Annotated in this window: 13 protein-coding genes; 6 read left to right on the top strand and 7 right to left on the bottom strand. The window is 56.6% G+C overall.

Annotation, left to right across the window (positions count from 1 at the left end; genetic code table 11):
* Positions 1 to 67: 67 nt before the first annotated feature.
* The 3 genes from BOSE62_RS06670 to BOSE62_RS06680 all read right to left on the bottom strand — a co-directional run bounded on the left by BOSE62_RS06670 (position 68) and on the right by BOSE62_RS06680 (position 6,511).
* Positions 68 to 3,772 carry a hypothetical protein gene (locus BOSE62_RS06670; RefSeq protein WP_159643502.1) on the bottom strand — a complete coding sequence of 1,235 codons (3,705 nt, stop codon included), beginning with the start codon at positions 3,770 to 3,772 and terminating at the stop codon, positions 68 to 70.
* A 29-nt stretch (positions 3,773 to 3,801) separates the two neighbouring features.
* Positions 3,802 to 5,127, bottom strand: coding sequence for a surface lipoprotein assembly modifier (locus BOSE62_RS06675; protein ID WP_159643504.1), 1,326 nt, complete (start codon positions 5,125 to 5,127; stop codon positions 3,802 to 3,804).
* Positions 5,128 to 5,341: 214 nt separating this feature from the next.
* Positions 5,342 to 6,511, bottom strand: coding sequence for a L,D-transpeptidase family protein (locus BOSE62_RS06680; protein ID WP_159643506.1), 1,170 nt, complete (start codon positions 6,509 to 6,511; stop codon positions 5,342 to 5,344).
* Positions 6,512 to 6,598: 87 nt separating this feature from the next.
* On the opposite strand from BOSE62_RS06680, the gene BOSE62_RS06685 reads away from it, so the two are divergent.
* Positions 6,599 to 7,240 (top strand): murein L,D-transpeptidase catalytic domain family protein, encoded by a 642-nt coding sequence (locus BOSE62_RS06685; protein WP_159643508.1) that lies wholly within the window; start codon positions 6,599 to 6,601, stop codon positions 7,238 to 7,240.
* A 145-nt stretch (positions 7,241 to 7,385) separates the two neighbouring features.
* Here the strand turns inward: BOSE62_RS06685 and BOSE62_RS06690 are convergent, their stop codons facing one another.
* Positions 7,386 to 7,982 (bottom strand): CC0125/CC1285 family lipoprotein, encoded by a 597-nt coding sequence (locus tag BOSE62_RS06690; protein ID WP_159643510.1) that lies wholly within the window; start codon positions 7,980 to 7,982, stop codon positions 7,386 to 7,388.
* Between the two features lie 181 nt (positions 7,983 to 8,163).
* On the opposite strand from BOSE62_RS06690, the gene BOSE62_RS06695 reads away from it, so the two are divergent.
* The 4 genes from BOSE62_RS06695 (at position 8,164) to BOSE62_RS06710 (ending at position 11,817) form a co-directional block, all read left to right on the top strand.
* Positions 8,164 to 8,607, top strand: a complete 444-nt coding sequence (locus tag BOSE62_RS06695; RefSeq protein WP_159643512.1) for a host attachment protein — start codon at positions 8,164 to 8,166, stop codon at positions 8,605 to 8,607.
* A gap of 90 nt (positions 8,608 to 8,697) precedes the next feature.
* Positions 8,698 to 9,996: an acetyl-CoA hydrolase/transferase family protein gene (locus tag BOSE62_RS06700; protein WP_159643514.1), complete on the top strand. Its 1,299-nt coding sequence runs from the start codon at positions 8,698 to 8,700 to the stop codon at positions 9,994 to 9,996.
* 151 nt (positions 9,997 to 10,147) lie between these two features.
* Positions 10,148 to 10,936, top strand: coding sequence for an LPS export ABC transporter ATP-binding protein (gene lptB / locus BOSE62_RS06705; protein WP_328799762.1), 789 nt, complete (start codon positions 10,148 to 10,150; stop codon positions 10,934 to 10,936).
* Positions 10,937 to 11,004: 68 nt separating this feature from the next.
* Entirely contained in the window at positions 11,005 to 11,817 is an 813-nt protein-coding gene (locus BOSE62_RS06710) for a universal stress protein (RefSeq protein ID WP_159643516.1), read from the top strand.
* A gap of 63 nt (positions 11,818 to 11,880) precedes the next feature.
* On the opposite strand, the gene BOSE62_RS06715 is transcribed toward BOSE62_RS06710, so the two are convergent.
* From BOSE62_RS06715 to BOSE62_RS06725, 3 genes are all read right to left on the bottom strand, one after another.
* Positions 11,881 to 13,506 (bottom strand): hypothetical protein, encoded by a 1,626-nt coding sequence (locus BOSE62_RS06715; protein WP_159643518.1) that lies wholly within the window; start codon positions 13,504 to 13,506, stop codon positions 11,881 to 11,883.
* Positions 13,507 to 13,720: 214 nt separating this feature from the next.
* A complete protein-coding gene (locus tag BOSE62_RS06720) occupies positions 13,721 to 14,230 on the bottom strand; it encodes a PAS domain-containing protein (RefSeq protein WP_159643520.1) in 510 nt (169 codons plus the stop codon).
* Positions 14,231 to 14,432: 202 nt separating this feature from the next.
* Positions 14,433 to 16,052 carry a tetratricopeptide repeat protein gene (locus BOSE62_RS06725; protein WP_236553888.1) on the bottom strand — a complete coding sequence of 540 codons (1,620 nt, stop codon included), beginning with the start codon at positions 16,050 to 16,052 and terminating at the stop codon, positions 14,433 to 14,435.
* Positions 16,053 to 16,313: 261 nt separating this feature from the next.
* On the opposite strand from BOSE62_RS06725, the gene BOSE62_RS06730 reads away from it, so the two are divergent.
* Positions 16,314 to 17,876 carry a winged helix-turn-helix domain-containing protein gene (locus BOSE62_RS06730; RefSeq protein WP_159643524.1) on the top strand — a complete coding sequence of 521 codons (1,563 nt, stop codon included), beginning with the start codon at positions 16,314 to 16,316 and terminating at the stop codon, positions 17,874 to 17,876.
* Positions 17,877 to 17,893 lie beyond the last annotated feature (17 nt).

A 17,893-nucleotide genomic window follows, 5' to 3' on the forward strand; every position in this document is an offset into this window, starting at 1 on the left:
GCAGAAACCGGGTCTGGCCTACCCCGCCAAGGTGCGAACAGCCGGCCGGACCCGATCGTCCCGACATCTAGTGGAAGGAAAAGTTCGGGCCGAGCCGTTCCCTGATAGCGGCGATACCGTCCCCAGGGTTGAGACCAGCTTCCAGCCACCTTCCGGGGCGCGGCGTTGAGCCGATCCCCTTGGCATTAGCGATCCCCGGGAGGATTCTGCCATTCACACCAGTCCACGCGGACCAGTCGCTGCCAACAGGCTGGCTTGTAGTTGCCGCCGCCCCGGCCTTGCCAAATGCTGCGGCCCCTTCCGCTATCTGCCCGGAACTGCCGAACGTATAATTGACTCCGACATGGCTCGCTCCATCGCCGGCCAGGAATCCGTCGATGGTTGCGCGACAGCCGCTGGTACAGACGGGGCCATCGCCGGAAACGGCAACATTGAAGCTCGCAAATGTATGATTGGCAAAGCCCGTGCTGGTGTCGGTAAAGATGACCAGGCCATTGGTAGCGGTACCCGCTATGCCCCCCTCTGTGGCGATCCCATAAGTCGAACCGCCGATGCCGACTGCAAACTCCAGTCCGACTTTTGGTGTGCTGCCAAAAGCGATGGCCAACTGCCCGGCAAAGGTTCCGGGTGTTTGTGATCCATCCCGCAATGTCGGCGCCGTGGAACCCACCAGATCATAGGCGATGGTCCCGCTGGCCGGGAGATTTGTCGCGGCGCTGCCATAAACGAAATGCACCCCGCCATTTTCGGGATAATCGAAGTTTCTGGCGCCATTTGCGTCTGACAGCGTTGCTGTGCCATCCGCCCAGCGAGTCCAGTTGATAACACCGTTCCCGGCGCTGCCAAAATCAACATTCCCGGCTGTATCACGAACGCCGGACACACCGCCCAGGCCTCGATATTCGCCCAAGCGGCCATCGGTGAACCCTGTCGTCTGGATCCGGTTACCCAGGCCATTGATGACTTGCTCATTGCGGGTAATTTCCTCCGGCCCATCCTCCAGATCGGCGCGTTCGAAGCCGGCGACACCGTGAATGGCACCAAAATCAGCGGTCCCGATTTCATAACTGAAGCCAATATAGCGACCATCCTTGCCGCTCAGGAAGCCGCTGGCAGTCCCCGTACATCCTTCGCAGCGACCGATTTCGGAGAGGACCATGCCCTCACCAGTAAAATCATAGACACCATTGCCGGCATTGACGACATCAATCGACAGATCGTCGAGGCCACCGGCCGAAAGAAAATTAAACCGGTCATTGCCCATGCCAATCACCGTATCCCATCCCATTTTAAGGGTCGCAAAATCGATCGCGATCTCGCCTTCAAATGAGCCCGGATCACCCAGTCCGTCGACCCGGGTCGGACGCGTCCCGCCGCCTACGGCATATTCCGCACGACCGGTGGGCAAGATGCCGGTGGTGCGTTCGCCGTAAATATAATGGATGGATTCGCTGCCGGACAGCACCCGCTTGCCGCCATCGATATTGTCATATTCACCATCTGCCCAGCGGGTCCAGCCCAACACATTGCCAAGCCCGCCATTGTCGACATTCTTGGCCGTTCCGATATTGCGGAATGTACCGCCGATTCCGGTCTCGACCCTGACCTCGGACAGAGCCGACTTGTTGGTCGATACACCATCGACATAGCCGGAGATTCGGGTAGCCTGACCATCGCCCTGTATTTCTCCACGGGTCATGAAATTCGCAGAAACCCCGATTGCCGAAGCAAAGTCGCCGGCCACAGGCTGGCTGAAGCTCTCGTCAATCCGGACACCGCGGAAAGTCTTCGTGATCGGATTGGGCGTCCTGCCGCTATTGTCTCCTTTGGCAAAGGCGGCGCTGCCGTCAATCCACTTGAAGACGTCGAGCGCATCATCGCGGATCGTATAAGCAAAACCCGCATGGCTGGCGCCGTCACCGGCGAGGAATCCGTTATAGACAAAACGGCAATCACCGACGTTGCAAGCTATACCCAGGCCGTCCTCCAGATCGATTGTACCATTGAACCGGCCGTCGCTCAGCACAGAAATGCTCGGCGCCAGCACACCGCCCGCCGAAGATACCTGATAAACAGAGTCGGATATCGATATCGTCGCTTCGAGCCCTGCCCGAATTTGCGCGGTACCGAAGTTGACCGAGAATTTTCCGTCAAACGTGCCGGGTGCGATGCTGTCGTCGCGCAGCGTCGGACTGGTATAGCCGATCAGGTCATAAGTCAGAAGACCGCCCGATGGCGGATTGATCATCGGCACGCCATAGACAAAATGGTCGCCGCTATCGGGACCCCGCTGCGCGCCAAATAGCTTTGTCCCGCCTGCGAGGCGCGACCAGCCGATGATACCCTGATCCCCGCCTTTTTCGATTTCATCTCGATCGGCAAACTTGATTTCAAATCCACTGCGGAGCCGGTAGCCGACAAATTCATCGCCTTCAAAGATCAGGGTGACCTGACTATCCTGGCCGGTCTCCGTGATTTTGGCAAAAGCGAGATTGATATCGCCGCGGCTGTTATCCGGCCGGATCCCGTCCGAATCCACCAACACCGGAGGCGGTGTAGGCGTCGGCGACGGTGTCGGCGTGCCACCCCCCGTGTTACCGCCAAACTGTGGGGGAACCGTATATCCGGCCAGCCGGAACAGGCGTGCCAGCTCGTCCGGATCGAGACCCGCCGGGAAGGCGTTGGCAAACAGAATATCGATCAGCGCCTGCACGGTCGGATCGCCGGGCGGGATCGTACCGCCGGCAGCAACCAGCGCCAGCAGGTCTGCCAGCGAGCCGAAGCTCGGACCACTGCCGGTAATACCGGTGATCGTATAGCCGGCAGCCCCCAGCGCCCGCAGAAATTCTTCCAGCTGGAACTGGGAAATGGCCGATGGCACGCCATAGGTTTGCAGATTGAGCAAGAAGGCCTGAATCTGGGCGGGAGTCAGCCCGCTATACGAGTTAAGACTGCCGCTTCCGCTCGCTGTCAAAATATCGAGAATGATTTGCACGGCGAGCGCTGGGTCGATCGCTCCGGTCTGGGCCTGGACAAGCGCCTGAATCTGGCTTGGCGTTGTCGCGGACTGCAACGTTCCGGGTGTGAAATTCTGGGTTTGTGACACGCCGGCAAATCCGAGCGATGTCGGGGTGGTCTGGCTGGCGTTTGCAAGATATTGGGCTGCTGCTGTCTGGGCCCGCCGGACCTGCTGCAAAGCGGTTCGTCCGCCGCTGCGATTGGGTTGGACGCCAGCGGTTACCACAGCGGCAGGTCCCGATCCCGCGCTGGCACGAAATGCATTGCCCGCACTGAAATTGCGGCTGCGACCGTTGCTGCTGATTTGCATCGATCCGGATAGCGGAAAGCCGGAAAAGCTCCCGTCCGCGGCGATTTTTCCACTGCCACCGCTGCCGGAGCGCAACGAAAGCTGGCTTCCATTCCCCACCAGGATCGGCATGGAAGTCCCGCCTTTGGGCGCAGATGCGGTAAAACTGCCGCTTGCTATTTTCAGCTGCCCCTTGGCATCGATCGAATAGCTGGCAGGACCGACGATGCTTATCATGCTCCCGTCATCAAGCTTCAGTTGCACCGTGCCAGACGAAATCTGTTGCTCGCCCCCTCCATTTTGTACCGATGGATTACCGGCATCGGCGGAAGCAAAAACCATTTCCGCGCTCCATACCGGGGAACAGGGGATGAGCAAGGCCGCGAGGGTCGTGACCAGCGCGCTGGCACCAGCCAGTTTAGCGTCGGTCAGCAAGCTGGTATTTCTCTGATTGTCATGGGTCATGATATGTCTCCCGAAAAATTCTGTTGAAATTAGAAGCTCAGGCGCAAGCCTACCGAGGCGGTCCAGCGGTCATAGTCGTACAGGCCGATATTGCTGTCGTTGCGGGTATAGGTCGCGCGGGGTCGGACGCTCAGCGTTTCGGTGAATCTGTACCGGACCCCCAGCGACGCATCATATTGCATATCCTTGCGACCTTTGAGAAACAGCGGGTCACTGGCATCATAGTTACGATGTTCCACGCTGGCGCCGGCGATAATCGCCGCTTTTGCGCCCAGACCGAATTCGCCGCCCATCTGGGCACTGAAAAAGCCATAGCTGAGCTGGTCCGCTCCGGGACGGCGAGTATCTTCCTTGCCGCCACCGATGCCACCATAAATCCTGTCATCGGCATAAGTGATATTGCCGGAGAAACGCTCTGCATCCTGCAGTGGGTTGCCATCATAGTTCAGCCGGAAATATTGCCCGCTGACCGACAAGGCGCGATTGCCCGAGAGCCGCTTGGTATAGCGAACATCTCCACCGATGCTGGTGCGATAACCGCTATGCCCGAGCCAGAATCGCTGCCCTTGTCCGGAAAGGGAAATCACGTCGCCCTTGGCCAGGCTATGAGAGACGCCTACCGTACCGACCGCCGATGCTTGGTCGACGAAACGCGTGTCGACATTGTCACGCCAGTTTCCCAGAACGGAGCCGAACAGACGCGTCTGACGGCTCAGCGGGGTAGAGCCGGATAGTCCGCCTTGAATCTGGTAAAATCCGGCATCCTGTTCTCGCGCGGCACCGTTTAATGTTGCCGGCCCGAGAAAGGCAAAAAGCGGCAATGTGATCGAAATCGCATCGGTTGCGGTGTTGATATTGCTGTCGTAACCGCCTTCCACATCGAGATAGCCGGTAATCTCCGAAGGGCCGCCGGCGATCTGCTGATCCAGTGTCCGGACTAGGCCATCGATCCGGTTGCGCACCGGGTCGGGAATGGAAAGATCGCCGCGGACGGTTGCGAATTCCGCACGCGCCGTGTCTATGTCACCGGCCGCAGCATAAGCGCGTGCGAGTTCCGCTTGAGCGCGCGCATTCTCCGGTTGCGTTGCCAATATCCGCTGGAATGCGATGATCGCATCGCCATAGCGACCGCTTTCGAGGGCGGCCAGCCCCAGGGCGAGATCATAGTCCGGTTCTCCCGCTCGATCATCTTCGCGAGCCTTGAGTTCGGCATAGGCGGTTTCAGCCTTCCCCGCGTCCAATTGTTCCATAGCAGTTTTGACAAGTTGATCGCTTTGCGCAGCGGCAGGCGCGGAAGCCAGCAAGCAAGTGTTCAACGCAATTGTCGAGATCGCGACCGTTTTGGAAAAGCGCATTCAGGCCCCCTGTAAATCCATTGAATATGAAAATCGGATAGGCCAGCCCGACGCCGCAGGCTTGTTACAAGAACAGATAGAAAGATGACAAAGACGGTTATTATAAGGAACCACGGACTATGGCCGCTGGGCCCGCGCCTGAACCCGGACGGACAGATTTATGGGTCGGTTGTGGCCTTACCGGATCCTATCGGCGCCTGACCGCCAGGACTCGTTATGCAGCACAATCCAGACGTGGTTCGTTCTGCGCCAGTTTCAGACTGTCGCGCTTATAGACGTCGGGAAAATAGCGTATCGAACCACCTTCTCCTGCCTCGGCAGTGAAATAGGCGATATAGACCGGGATCGGTTTGAGAAGCGACAATTTGGTCGTCTTCCGGCTCGCCAATATTGCGTCAACCTGCGCCGGCGTCGCGCTGCCCTCGAGCAAGGTCTTGTCCAGATCAATCGCATTGCCCACCCGGATGCACCCGTGACTGAACGTACGTACGGCTTCGCTAAACCGCTCCTTGTTCGGCGTGTCGTGCAAATAGATGCTATAGGGATTGGGCATGACCAGCTTCATCTGTCCCAGCGCGTTGCCCGGCCCCGGCCGTTGACGGTAGCGCCCGTTCTGGACGACATAGCCTTTCCGCCGTGCCGCAGCCGGGTTGTTGCGGACCAGAGAGCCGATGCCCTCTGCAACAATGGATGTCGGAATTTCCCACCAGGGATTGAGAATGACGCCACTGACCGTGGCTTCAAAAACCGGCGTCGGCGATGTGGTCTTGCCGACGATCACCGGCCAGCTTTTTATCGCTCGGTCATTCTCCCACAAAGTGACCTCGAAACTGGCGGCATTCACCAGCAGATATTTCTCGCCCATCACCAGCCGCATCCAGCGCCAGCGTTCCAAATTCACCGCCAGGGTCGCCCGCTTTTCCTCATCGCTTTCGGTCGAATAAGCCGCGCGAAGCGCCTTGTAATGCGGATTGCGCGGACGGAGCGCGTCAAAATAACCGGCCAGATCATCATGCAGCAGAGCCTTCATCAGCAATTGCTGTGTGTCGATATAGCGGTCATCGCTGCCGCTATGCCATTTCGCCCGGGCGGAGGCCGGAGAACATCCCTCGAGATAGGCCTGCATCAGTTCATTCGCAGCGACCGATGCGAGCCGTGACCGCCGATAAGGATCGCTTGCGGAATTCGGCTGACTGAAATCGCTGATGCTACAATGTGCCAGCGCCTCGGATGCACGCGTATCGACCAGTTGTTGCAACTGGATGATTTGCGATTCGGTCCAGATCAGATGATTTTGCGGATCATCTGCCCGCTGATCGGCGGACTGGGCCAATGCGGCGGAAGCAAACAGAAATCCGCTCAGTAATGCTATGCATATTTTCATCCAGTCTCTCTTCCGGCTGTCGGCGGGCGAAACAATAAGTATTGATACTTAATCCCGGGTACAGGAATAATATGCTATGCATGAAGGATGAACAGAAGAAATTTTATCGCTGGCGGACTGGTTGGCCTGACCGGCGCGGCTTATGGGCTTGGCAGCCGATCCCAGGCCGCCAGCAGGACTTTAACATCCATACCGGCGCGCCCGAAAAACATTGCGCGTAACGGTTCGATCGCGCTGATTGATCGCGCAAAACAGGCCATGGCGGTCCACGAGTCATCCCTTTTGCACACCGACCGGATCGGGATTGCCGATTATTCGCTGCATTCTGCGAAAGAAAGATTCCATATCGTCGACATGGCGAGCGGGGCTATCCAGTCTTTTCTCGTTGCCCATGGCAAGGGGTCCGACCCCAAGCATACCGGATGGCTTCAGGAATTTTCCAATGTTCCGGGATCGGAAGCGTCTTCCGGCGGCAGTTATATGACCAGCGAAAGCTATGTCGGGAAACATGGCACGTCCCGTCGGCTGAAGGGTCTCGACCCGAGCAACAATATGGCCGAACCGCGCGCTATCGTGATCCACGGCGCCTGGTATGCAGAACCGGAAATGGTCGAATCCCACGGAAAGTTGGGCCGCAGCCAAGGCTGCTTTGCCTTTTCCGAAAGCGATCTGCCGGTCATATTGGAGCGTCTGGGACCCGGCCGCCTGCTTTATGCCGACAAGGTGTAACGCGCGCCTGGCAATCCCCACCGTCTACGCTCGGCAGCAGCAAATTCTCTGACGCTGGCAGCACAGGCCCGGCAGAATTGCATCCAGCCCATTCGCGTATATAGCTTGCAGATCATTCTCGCGCGATCAGCGGCGGGCGGCTTTGCTATTTCTCGTCAGGCCATTTGATCGAAGGTCCGAGGTCCGCGAGAACCTTGCTTGCATCAAAAGCGCGTGCAGCATTGGCAGGCATCGACCCCCGGGCCATCACGATTTCCGCCTCAGCTTCGAACCGCTCGACCGTCCGCACATCGGTGTCAAAGGACCAGAACGGATCGCGACCGTAGGGATGCCACGTCGACCAGACACCGCCTCGATAATAGCGCCAGTGCGGACGCCAGTTCAGATAGCGAGATCCGTAATAAGGCTGGTAGCGGGGGAAGCGCTCGACATACGTGTGACGATCGGTCTCCGTTGTATGATCAGTAATCCGGAACCAGTCATAGCCGTTCTGGATCGTGAGTTCCGCTGCCCGGTACAGAAGATAGCCTTCGACCGTATCGCGTGCAGTCAGGGTATTGCCGGCAAATCGCACGCGAAAATGGGTTTCATCAATGCGCTCTTCCGAATAGCCGCCGGAAACACGCTGCCCCGGGATTTGCGGCTGGTAGGGCGTTGCGGTAGCACAGGCGAGGAGCAACAATGTCATAAGCATCGCCGTCATACGGGCGACGGGTTTCGCGATGTTTTTGTGAACCGTCATGATCGATACTCCTGATATTACCGCGATAGCGGCGGACAATGCGTGATTGTCGGCAAATTTCTGCCATTTGTCGTTACGTAATTATTCGTAAGACCCGTCGCCGGTCCGTAACAATACCTATCGTCCGCGGGGTTTCTGCTTCCTAGAAAGTTTGCAGCCGACAAGTTGATGGGAGAATGAAATGCTGGTGCGCAAGGATTGCAGGGTGATCGCCGTGGATGGCTCTCGCATGGCGATGTTCAAGAATCGTGGCGAAGCTTTCGCCCCGGTACTGGAGCTGATCGAGGAACATAAAAACCCTTCCCTGCGCACTTCGGAACTCGGCACCGACAAGCCGGGCCGCAGTTTCCAGAGCAAGTCTCCCAGCCGCGGTGCCCATGAGCAAACCGATCTGCAACAGCAGGAAGAGGACCGGTTTGTGTCGGAAATGGCCCAGCGGGTCGAGCAACTCATGTCGGGAACAAAAGAAGGCATAATTCTGGTTGCCGCGCCGCGCGCGCTGGGCGTAATCCGCAAGCATCTCGGGCCCGAGACGAGCGCGCGATTGCTTGCCGAAATCGCCAAGGATTTTGGACCGGATGCAGCGGAACCACTGGCAAAGATGCTGGCCGCGCATGAAGTTTGAGAGCTGCGCGGTCGATAGTCTCGCCCGGACTTGCGCTACGCAAAGCCCCCATTGCCAATCCATGTTATTCCTTCAGCCGGGGTGTAGGATATGACGCATATTGAGGCCTACCAATCCCGCCTGACGAATGCCGACGGGGCCGTGCAGGGATTACACTCCGGAGCGCATATTGCCATGGGAATGGCCACCGCAGAACCGCCTGCGCTGCTGGGCGCACTGGCGGACATGGCAATCAGGGGTGATATCGACGATATCAAACTCTGGTATTTCCATTCGATGGACCATGCCGGCGCAACGGTATTGCGACCCGACCTGCTCGGCCGGATACGCCCGCGCTGCATGTTTCTGAGCTCGATCGAGCGCCAATTGCTAAGCACCCAGGAGCCCGGCAAGAAAAGCCCGATCGAATTTGTGCCGGTCGCCTTCAGCGATTCCCCGCGACTGTTCGAAAAAGAGGTTCCGCTCGATCTGTTTGTGACGACCGTGTCGCCGATGGACAAACATGGCTGGTTCACTTTTGGCACCAGCAACGACTATTCCACTGCCGCGGCGCGCAGCGCGAAAAAGCTCGTGGTCGAGGTTAATCCGAATATGCCGCGGGTATTCGGCGCCTCGCTTCTGCACATTTCCGAAATCGATGCCATTGTGGAGAATCGCGCGCCTCTGGCCGAGGTCCATGCACCCGATATGTCACCGCAAGAGGCAAGGGTAGCAGCCACCATCGCCGACATGATTGACGACGGAGCCTGTCTCCAGATGGGCATCGGCGCACTTCCCGGCGCTGTTTGCGCCTTGTTGCAGGACCGCCGGGATCTGGGAATCCATACCGAATTGATGACCCCTGCCCTCGCCAGCCTCATCCAGTGTGGCGCCGTCACCAATCAGGCCAAGACCACCTATCGTGGCCGCAGCGTCTTCACCTTCGCTATGGGGGACAAGCCTTTCTACGATTTTCTCGATGACAATCCGGCGATGCACAGCGCCCCGGTGAATATTGTCAACGATCCGCGCCATATCGCGAAAAACCGAAATGTGGTGTCGGTAAATGCGACCCTGCAGATCGACCTTGGCGGCGCGTGCAATTCGGAACATTTGATGGGGCGGCAATATAGCGGTTCGGGCGGTCAGCTGGACTTTGTTCGTGGTGCGACAGCGTCCAAAGGCGGCAAGTCGATCATCGCCTGCCAGTCCATCGCCTGCAACGGCACCATCTCCCGCATCGTTCCCAGACTGGACGGACCAGTGACTACGCCGCGCAACGACACGCATATCGTGGTAACCGAATATGGATCGGCAGACCTGAAGGGAAAATCGCTGAACCAGCGCGCCGACGCTCTGATCGGCCTCGCCCATCCGAAATTCAGGGACGAACTTGCCAACGGACTATGACGGCCGAATGAACTGGCCGGCCGTCGCGTCTGGTTGCCGCTTCTCCCGAGCCATGCACCGGAGGGCCACGGCAGGATACGTACACTCCCTGATGTAGCCGCATCCCGTCGCCGCTTATCTAAAGGCTTTCCAATCGGGATCACGCAGGACTTTGAAACATATTCTTCCATCCATCCTGTCTCAACCAGACCGAGCAAGGTCGTGTGAACAGCATGGCCTTTCGGTTGTCTCGATCAACAAGAAATTTGGCAAAAAAACGGTCCTGAGCGACATATCGTTTGAAGTCGGGCCTTCCGAGGTTGTGGGTCTGCTTGGACGGGACGGGGCCGGCAAGACCGTGACATTCTATTCGATCCTCGGATTGCTTCGGATCAATTCCGGCCATATTTTCCTTGATGGCGAGGACATAACCGGACTGTCACTCGACCGGCGTGCGCTTCGTGGCCTGGGATATTTGCCGCAGGAATCCTCGATTTTCAGAGGCCTCACGGTCGAACAGAATATCATGACCGTACTCGAAGCGGTCGTCCCGGATCCCGTCGCCCGGGCGCAGAAGCTGGATGACCTGCTGCAGGAGTTTCATATAGACTATGTCCGTCAGGTACCGGCACGCGCGTTGTCGGGCGGTGAAAGACGCCGCTGTGAAATTGCCCGGGCGATGGCAGCCAGCCCGGCCATCATGCTGTTCGATGAACCCTTTGCCGGCATTGATCCGATGTCGGTCAAGGATATCAAGGCGATGATTGCCAATCTGGAAAGCCATGATGTCGGCATATTGATCACCGACCAGAATGTGCGGGAAATGGTCGATATTCTGGACCGGGTCTATGTTCTGCACGAGGGGCGTATTGTTTTTGAAGGTACGCCGCAGGCAATGCTGGAGAACAAGTTGGTGCGGCATGTATATCTGGGCGAGGAATTTCATGCTGCCGCTAGGTAACACTACGGATGGCTTGCCTTCGCTGTTTCTTGCAATTGCAGCGGGAAGGTCAACAAGGGAGAGACAAGATGAAATCCGTGCTTCTTTATATCAACGATGATTCCGGGCTAGAAGCCCGCTATCAGGCGGCACTGGATCTCACCCGCGCGCTGGAGGGACATCTCCATTGCCTGCGCCCGGATCCTTACAGACCACAAATGGCATTTGACGGCGTTACCGGAATGTCTGTCATGTATGATATCAGCAAATATGCGAGCGAGTCCGATTTGTTGCTGAAAACCGAAATGGAAAAACGGCTCACCGGTGAAGATGTGCCCTGGGACTATCAGGAAGCCAATGCGGAACCGGCCCGTGGCCTTGCCCGCAATTCGGCACTGACCGACATCATGGTGCTCAGTTCGTGCAGCGGAATAAAGGACAACACCCTGCCGTTCGGCCTTCTGGGTGATGTGATCTTCAACTGCAATGTCCCCGTCGTCGTGCAGCCCGACAGCGTGCAGAAATTCGATGCAGCCGGTTCCGCCATCATCGCCTGGAACGGCAGCTTCGAAGCCGGCAATGCATTGCGTGCCGCCGTGCCGCTGCTCAGGCTGGCGAACGATGTGCACATCGTCGTCGTCGAGGAAGAGAAGCAGCACGACCTGCCCCCTCTGGAGGCATCGGAATATCTGTCGAGACATGGCATCAAGTCTCGGATTCACGAACTTGCCGCCGAGAAATCCTCGGTCCACGCGATATTGCTGTCGACAATTGATACGTTGAACGCCAGCTATATGGTGATGGGTGCCTATGGCCATAGCCGGGCAAGGGAATTCCTGTTCGGCGGGGTAACGCGCAACCTATTCTGGGATTGCCCGGTTCCGCTGGTCGTCGCGCATTAGTCTTTCTCTAGCCACGGCCTATCGTCTGCGAATGACCTTGCGGCGACCGCGATCGCGATCCGTCTAGTAGAGCGCCGCAGCCTCGAAGTCGGCCACGAGCTTGCGCAATATGTCCGGGTCCGAAATCAATTTTTGCAGTACATCAGCCGGTGCAGCGGTTGCGGGATAGCCGGAACGTTCTGCCAACTGCCGCCACACCCTCCGCGCTTCATCCTTTTCACCGAGCATCGCCGATGACAATATGAAACTGATCTCCAGTCCCACGGCGGCGCCCGGCATCGAATCGAGATATTTCAAGGACAATTTCTGTGCAGCCTGTGCATCGCCGCGCCGCAACTGACGCATCGCTACGGTCGCCGCAATGGCCAGCTCTGCATTAGGATCCATCCGCAAGGCCTGATCCGCATAGGCTTCCCCTTCCGGCATGTCGCAGGCGAGCATATACATGCCCAGATAACCCATGATCCGGGAATTCAGCGGATTCAGACCAACCGCGCGCTCTCCCCACAAGACACCCCTGCGGCAATCGCCCTTGTAGAATGCGCTCTGCGCCACGGCGAAAGTGGCTGATGCGCTGTTGCTGTCAATTTTTGCGGCCTTGGCTGCAAATTCATCACGCCTGCCTTCTATCGTATCGGCTAAGCCCTGTTTCTCCGCGATATTCTTGGCCGATGCCAGCACGCTCATCAAATAGGAGTCATTCGGAAATTGTTTCGCCGATTCATTCATGCACTGCAATACTCGTGGTAGCACCGCCTCGTCGCGGTAGCGCATATATTGATGAAATTGCAGCAGGCACGGATAGCCGGGCGTAAAATCGACACGATATTTGGACCGTTCGTGCTGGGCAATTTTACCGTAAGGACCGGCCATAGCAATTACGGCCTGGTTGAGCTCTGCGGCGCGTTCCTGATCGCTCGAATTTCCTATCCTGCTCGACCAGATCACCTCTCTGGTAACGCTGTCGACGAGACGAAGCTGCACCGGGCGGGCAGAATCATTGAGGTTCGAGGACTCGAGCAGATATCGCGATCCGACGGATGGCTCGGCCGTCTCGTTGAATACACGAATCTGGTCGAATTTTCCCAGTGCTCCGACCAGATGACTGTGAATGGCTTCCAATCTGGCGCGGGAGGCAGGATTGGTGGGCCCGTCGGTCGCTTTCACGATAATCGCGGGATAGCCAATAGCGACGCCAGCTTTGCTGTCGCTCTTCTGGAAATAGAATATTCCCGCAGTGGCCAACAGGAGAAACACAGCGAAAATCGTCCAGATATATCGCCGACTGACCGGTCCCTGCCGCTCGGCAGGGCTTTCCGGTACAAATGCGTGTCGCTCCACCCGTCTGCCAAACATATCTTGGGTCCGCCGGCTTTTTGGTACAGGCTTTTTCGCCGGTTGCCCTTCGGGCTCTGCGCCTTCGGACTCGCTGCCCGATGCCTCGTTGGCCCCCAGAATGATCTCGTAATTATGATAGGGAATATACAGCCGGTTTGCGCAATTCTCGCGCAGATAAAAATGGTCAAGCATACGCCGCAGCCGGCCGATCTGGACGCGCGGATAGCTGTCAATCTGGGTATCGAAACTGTCATCGCGGCCAAGCGCATCGACGGCTACGGCATATGCCGTCAAGGGCTTGCCGTCTTCCCGCAACTTGTGATCGACTAGAAAACGAAGCAGTTTGCTCATGGTCGGAGAGCGGGCGAATTCGGAACTGCACAACAGCCGATCGCGCTCCAAACAGAGCTGGAGCTTTTCCGCTTCGGTTAAGTTTCGCAAATCTCCTCCTCAAGATACGGTAACATAACCGGAAAAATTATCTGGCCGCAAGCGATATGCTGTGCCCCTATATACGCATATTTCATAGGATGGTTGCGACAAGGTCGCGATCAAATGCCGGATATCATGCGTATTGCCGCTCTTCGGGTGTGCTCAGATCCACAAAACAACCGAAAATCCCGAGAACTGCTCCGTTTCCGCCAATCTGGCATGTGCCTCTGGCCAGCACCGGAAGCTCGTTACCATTTTCGGTCAGGATGCGCGCGCGAAATTCAAAATCCGCGCCTTCATCCAAAGAACGTGCAACGGCTTCCTCTACCATGGAACGATCATCCGGGTGATAGTAGTCAATGGCATTTTCAAGCATCGGATTGCCGAGCGAGTGACGGCGCTCATGCATGTCGAAAACATAATCCGACCATTTCACGATATTTGTTGCCGCATCGAGGTGCCAGGAACCGAAGCGTCCAACGTCTTCCGAAATTTCCAGTGTTAGCTGACACCGGTTGAGGTCGAGCCTTGCCGTCGTTAAATCAGCGCGGACATTTCGCAATCGTAGCCACAGATAGGCAATCACCAGAAGCAGAACAAACGCCAGAAAATAAGGAAAATACGCCAATAGTATTTCTTGCATTACATGTCCTTCTGTCGTTCGGAGCCGCTTTCCTAAACGCAAGCCAAATAGCATTGATTTGACGTGACGGGGTTAGTAACAAATCGAACCAATAAATTCGATATCTTTTTGCAATTGAAAACAGCAATGGCTTTTGATGCCAATCCGGGGTGGATTCACATGTCCCGAAAGTTTGCGGGCGACAGAAGAAACAGGCTTCGGCTTAGCTACCGTTATTTTTGAACATGCCCGAACGGTTGATAATCACCAGTATCTCATTGATCAGCGTGGGACTGTCGATCCATTTTTGAAGCATTTCCCGCGGCGGGCTGTTTTCTGTCAGCCCGTAGTCCGCGGCCATGGTTTTCCAGACCCGTCGCGCCTCTGTTTTTTCGCCCAGCATAGCCGAAGACAACATATAGGCCAGTTCGAGCGCCGGTTCCTTGCGGGGCGAGGACGCCATATATTCGCTGGTCAGTTTGCGGGCTGCCGATGCTTCCCCCCGTTTCAGCATTTGCAGGGCGACAGCCGCTGCGATCGACAGATCCGCATTGGGATCCAGCTTCAGCGCTCGTGCAGCATAGTCCTCACCTTCCGGGTTATCACAGCCGATCATATAAAGACCGAGATATCCGATGATCCGGGAATTCAGTGGATTCAATGCAACGGCCTTCTTGCCCCAGGCCACGCCGGTTGCACAATCACCGGCAAAAAAGGCAGACTGCGCTACAGCAAAATTCGCCGCAGGACTGTTGTGGTCCAATGCTTCCGCCCTCCGGGCCAGCAACATTCCAGCGCTTCGGGCTGCGGGGTTAGTGTTGAAGCGTTCCGCCATATTCAGGGCAAAGGCAGCCACGCTCAGAACATGGGCATCGGTGGGGAACAGCACTACCGATTTCTGCAGGCATTTCTGCAGGGGCGCACGCTTTTCCGGATCACGGTAGCGGATAAAAAGATCAAACTGCAGCAGGCAGGGATATCCCGCCGAATAATCATTTCCCAGCCTGGATATTTCGGTCTGGGCAATTTTCCCATTCGGTCCTGCCAATGCGATAATGGCCTGATCCAATTCTAGCCTGAACGCGTCGTCATCAACGGTATCCAGCTCCCTCGACCATAATATCTCGCCGCTCTGCTGATCCAGCAAACGCAAACCGATTTTGTCTTCTGCCGCTTCAAGGAAGTGCAGCCGGAGCAGATAATCGGACATTCCGGATTCGCCAGCCTGCTCTTCGAAAATCCGTATTCCACCAAATCCGTTCAGGCCGCGAACCAGCTGATTGCCGACGGATTCGGAAAATTGTGATCGCCCCGCACCGGCAGGGCCATCCGCCATATCCAGTGCCAAACGCGGATAGGCAATCTCGCTGCCAGTCCGACCGGTGGACAGATAATATGTCAGAATACTGCTTCCGACCAACAGCACGACCACAGCCAGAATGGCTAACAGTCCCCTGTTCCAGACCCATGGCCCGTCCGCACCTTTTCCATTTGATGGACCGGCGTCGGTATCCGCGCGCATTGACGGCCTGCCATCGACTGTGGACGAATTTGTGCCCTCGCCGATCAGGTTATCCTGATCGCCGGAAGGGGTAATATTGGGCTCCAGCATGATTTCATATTTTTGCGGGGGTATGGACAGCCGGTTTTCTCCGCCTTTCCGCAAATAGAAACTATCGAGCATACGCCGCAGGCGCCCCATTTGCACACGCGGATAGCTATCCGTCTGGGTATCAAAATCGGCATCACGGCCAAGCGCTTCGGTCGCAATCGTATAGCTTTTGAGCGGGACGCTGTTTCCGGACAGTTTATAGTCGACCAGATATCGCAACAATTTGGACATGCTCGGTGCGCGAACAAATTCAGGATCACTCAACAACCGATCGCGTTCCAGACATAATTGTAATGCAGAGGAATCGTCCATAATGGTATTTATGTCCTCCCCTGATTCAATCTACGGGCAATGGCAATCTGGGGATGCAAGACGGCCCCACATGATAGGTGTAACTAATTGTAACATAGCTTGGGCGGGAGGAAATTTCAAACCATCAAATCTGGATAGAGTCTGGATTCGGGCATGGAGGATGAAAATTGAAGCAATGACATGAAATATCGTTTCCTGCATTTTGAGCTTGATACCGAACGGTTCGAGCTGCTCCGTAGGGGGGAGAAACTCCTGATACAACCCCAAGCTCTCGCCATTTTGGGGATACTTGTACGCAACCACGGGAAACTGGTCCGGAAAGAGGAACTGGTCCGGCAACTCTGGAACAACCGCTCCATCTCGGACAGCGCCTTGTCCAGCCAGATCAAGGCACTACGCCGCATTCTCGGCGATAGCGGTCATGAGCAACATGTGATTCAGACTGTCTATGGACGGGGTTTCCGCTTTGTTACCCGTGTCGAAACGCACGCATTAAAGGTGGGACAGGATATAGCGCAATCACGACCGCTGGTGTCGGACGCGTTGACCGAAAAAGCAGGCAAGCCCCCCGTCGTGGCTGTGCTGCCGCTTTGCAAGATCGGTAAAATGAATGAACATGCCGGACTGTCCGAAGCCTTGCCGGCCGATATTACGACCGCCCTGTCGCAGTTGCGCTGGCTATTCGTTATAGCCCGCGCCTCCAGTTTCCGGTTTGAGGCCAATCTCCCTGACCTTGAAACAATGCGCAGAGAGCTTGATGTGGACTATGTGCTGACCGGCTGGATTGAACTGATCGGACGTCAAATGCTGGTCGGGGTCGAGTTGACCGAGACAAGACAACATCGCGTCGTCTGGGCCGAACGCTATGAGGCACCGCTTGCCGACATCCACGTAATGCGGGCGCAGATGGTGCGGGATATTATCACGGCAATCGACCTGTCGATCAGCGATACCGAAGCATCCTATGCGAAGTTGAGGGCTCCCGATCAACTTACCGGATGGGAGGCCTATCACCTCGGCATGTCGAGCGTAAACGGAGCGAAGATGGACTTGAAACAGGCCCTCGATCATTTCGAATTCGCCCGTGCGCAAGCACCGACATTCGCGCGCGCGCATGCCGCCACCGCCTATATTCATGGTCTGGGGCTTTTCCACCTTGCGCGCGGTGGAGACCAGGATGCCGCAATCCGGAATATGCTGACGTCGGGAGAGCAGGCATTGCGCTGTGACCCGCTCGATCCTTTTGCCCATCTCGTCAACGGCCGCGCGGAACGGGTTTCGGGCAACATCGACAGCGCGCTGGACCATTATGAGAAAGCAATCTCATTTTGTCCAAACTATGCCGAAGCCTATAATTCACAGGCGGTTTCCCTGATGTTGAAGGGTGACTTTTCCGCTGCCTATAAATCGGCCAAGCTGGCTATAAAACTGAGTCCAAACTGTCCCATGCGGTTTGAGGCAGAAACCACGCAGACTTACGCCGCATTCAATCTGGGGCTGGAAGAGGAAGCGCTGTCGCTGTCGCGCAGACTTGCTCAGTTTTCACAGCATAGCCCATTGGCCCTGATCGCGGCCATGACCGTTTTCCATCATCTGGGCAGTGAAAGCGAAGCCAGGCGCATCCAGGCCCGGATATTATCGACAGGGATTGAGCCGAGAATAAATGTTCTCCGAACTTTCCCGGACAGCGCTGCGGAAATTTCAGACCAAATCACCCGGGCCTTCACTCATTATTTTGGCTAAGATCAGGACCATTCCAG

Origin of the sequence: Sphingorhabdus sp. 109 (assembly GCF_902506555.1) — a bacterium.
Lineage (GTDB): Bacteria > Pseudomonadota > Alphaproteobacteria > Sphingomonadales > Sphingomonadaceae > Parasphingorhabdus.

Bases quoted from the DNA above. Each gene is read 5' to 3' on its own strand.
- BOSE62_RS06700 (WP_159643514.1), top strand. From the start codon at position 8,698: ATGACGCATATTGAGGCCTACCAATCCCGCCTGACGAATGCCGACGGG.
- BOSE62_RS06695 (WP_159643512.1), top strand. From the start codon at position 8,164: ATGCTGGTGCGCAAGGATTGCAGGGTGATCGCCGTGGATGGCTCTCGC.
- BOSE62_RS06680 (WP_159643506.1), bottom strand. From the start codon at position 6,511: ATGAAAATATGCATAGCATTACTGAGCGGATTTCTGTTTGCTTCCGCC.
- BOSE62_RS06690 (WP_159643510.1), bottom strand. From the start codon at position 7,982: ATGACGGTTCACAAAAACATCGCGAAACCCGTCGCCCGTATGACGGCG.
- BOSE62_RS06730 (WP_159643524.1), top strand. From the start codon at position 16,314: ATGAAATATCGTTTCCTGCATTTTGAGCTTGATACCGAACGGTTCGAG.
- BOSE62_RS06715 (WP_159643518.1), bottom strand. From the start codon at position 13,506: ATGAGCAAACTGCTTCGTTTTCTAGTCGATCACAAGTTGCGGGAAGAC.
- BOSE62_RS06675 (WP_159643504.1), bottom strand. From the start codon at position 5,127: ATGCGCTTTTCCAAAACGGTCGCGATCTCGACAATTGCGTTGAACACT.
- BOSE62_RS06670 (WP_159643502.1), bottom strand. From the start codon at position 3,772: ATGACCCATGACAATCAGAGAAATACCAGCTTGCTGACCGACGCTAAA.
- BOSE62_RS06710 (WP_159643516.1), top strand. From the start codon at position 11,005: ATGAAATCCGTGCTTCTTTATATCAACGATGATTCCGGGCTAGAAGCC.
- BOSE62_RS06725 (WP_236553888.1), bottom strand. From the start codon at position 16,052: ATGTCCAAATTGTTGCGATATCTGGTCGACTATAAACTGTCCGGAAAC.
- BOSE62_RS06685 (WP_159643508.1), top strand. From the start codon at position 6,599: ATGAACAGAAGAAATTTTATCGCTGGCGGACTGGTTGGCCTGACCGGC.
- BOSE62_RS06720 (WP_159643520.1), bottom strand. From the start codon at position 14,230: ATGCAAGAAATACTATTGGCGTATTTTCCTTATTTTCTGGCGTTTGTT.